This window comes from Candidatus Diapherotrites archaeon (genome assembly GCA_040755695.1).
In the GTDB taxonomy this organism is placed as follows: domain Archaea; phylum Iainarchaeota; class Iainarchaeia; order Iainarchaeales; family 1-14-0-10-31-34; genus JBFMAK01.
Genome location: JBFMAK010000029.1, coordinates 1 through 1,426, shown reverse-complemented (window position 1 = coordinate 1,426; position 1,426 = coordinate 1). Strand labels below are relative to the sequence as shown.

At 53.7% G+C, this 1,426-nt stretch carries 2 protein-coding genes; both read right to left on the bottom strand.

Going from position 1 to position 1,426, the window contains the following annotated elements; genetic code table 11:
* Window positions 1-785 precede the first annotated feature (785 nt).
* Entirely contained in the window at window positions 786-1,145 is a 360-nt protein-coding gene (locus AB1467_07475; protein MEW6296095.1) for a hypothetical protein, read from the bottom strand.
* Between the two features lie 54 nt (window positions 1,146-1,199).
* On the bottom strand, window positions 1,200-1,426 hold a 227-nt coding region (locus tag AB1467_07470), incomplete at its 5' end, for a hypothetical protein (GenBank protein ID MEW6296094.1).

The following is a 1,426-nucleotide window of genomic DNA, read 5'->3' as shown; positions in this document are numbered from 1 at the left end:
GGATATTACGAAAACCGCACTTGTTCACAAGCTAATTTGTCAAGGAAAAAAACGCCTCCGGGAGAATTTTTTTCAAATGATGTTTACCGGTTGTCATGCAATTTCCTAACCGGACAGTGCTGGGTTTTAGGGGGTTGTTGAGGGATATAATTGGACATTATTATTAATTATGTCTTGTTTCAGCCCCTGGAGCGCGGTTAAGAAGAAAAATGGGAAGAAGGGAAAGGGCTTTCTTTCGGTCATCGACACGAACGCAGCCCCGAAACGGGGCAGGGCGAGGACGTCTGGGCTGAGCCTCCGGCTTGTCAGGCAGGGAAGGGGTGTTGGATCGGGCGCGTGCTCACAGGCTGCCACGACAACGGCCTGGTCACGGGAAAAGGGCACCAGGTCACGAATGAACAGGGCAGGCTCAAGTGGGGGCCTGGACGCCCCCAGCCAGGCCGCAGGGTCTCTTTTGCTTCGCCCAAGGAGCCGCCGCTCCGGTGTCTGATGGAAGTCAATTATGGGTTCCATTTTCCCGCTCGTCGCACACCGAGAAATAAACCCTGGCCCAAGAGGCACCGTTAGGGCTATGACGATCTCGTTCCCGTCCGGGTGCCGCATGACCGCGGAATTGACCGAGCTGACCCGGCGATCCAGGGCATAGTCCGGGTCGCGGCAAACTCGGACAGGTTTATTGTAGTTTTAAACCGTTCCAATTCGTCCATAGGATCATTTTTACACAAAAAGCCGTTAATCAAAAAAGGGACTATTTTAACCGGTAGGGCACACGACCCGGCATCATCTCAAGTATCTCTAAACGTCATCGTCCCCAGCAGCCGGTTAAGCTGGAGATCCATGGCGATTGCCCGCCACTTATCGAGTTGGCAGAGTTCACCTTCGCAGCTTATTTCCAAATACCATTTACCCTCTTGGTTAATTACCCTGGCCCCTAGATTTGTGCCCAGCGTGTAGGTCGCCTTTGTATCAAGGCGCTGGGTGAGGTACGCCCTTACTAGGGCCAGCAGGTCGTACGCCTGGTTCAGGTTTTCGCAGCAGGTTTTCTCAGCACCCCACGTGATATTCTCAAACTCCCGCCGCCTGGGGGTCTCCCTGTCATTGTCGTAAAAATGGATCAAAAATGGTTCAATGGGGTAATTGGACATTTTTCTTCGGTCTCCCTGGGGTCTGGCAAGTTTTGATCGTCTTGGCCGCCTAGGTTAGCTCCCGCCATGGTTCCTCTGTTTGGCCGCGCAGCGCTGGAGATAGGCAAACGAAACCTTGAAATGGTGATGGCGGGAGAGGTAATAGGCTATTTCCCGCCATCCCAGGCCCTTGGCACGCAGGGTGTCAATCAAAGCGCCGAATTTCACCCGGAGGACCGTCTCTTTCTTGGGCCGTTTTCTTGGGGATTTGACCCGGGCCCCGGCAATTCGCAGTTCCTGAA

Coding starts and splice junctions, on each gene's coding strand:
- AB1467_07475 (MEW6296095.1), bottom strand. CDS start 1,145: ATGTCCAATTACCCCATTGAACCATTTTTGATCCATTTTTACGACAAT.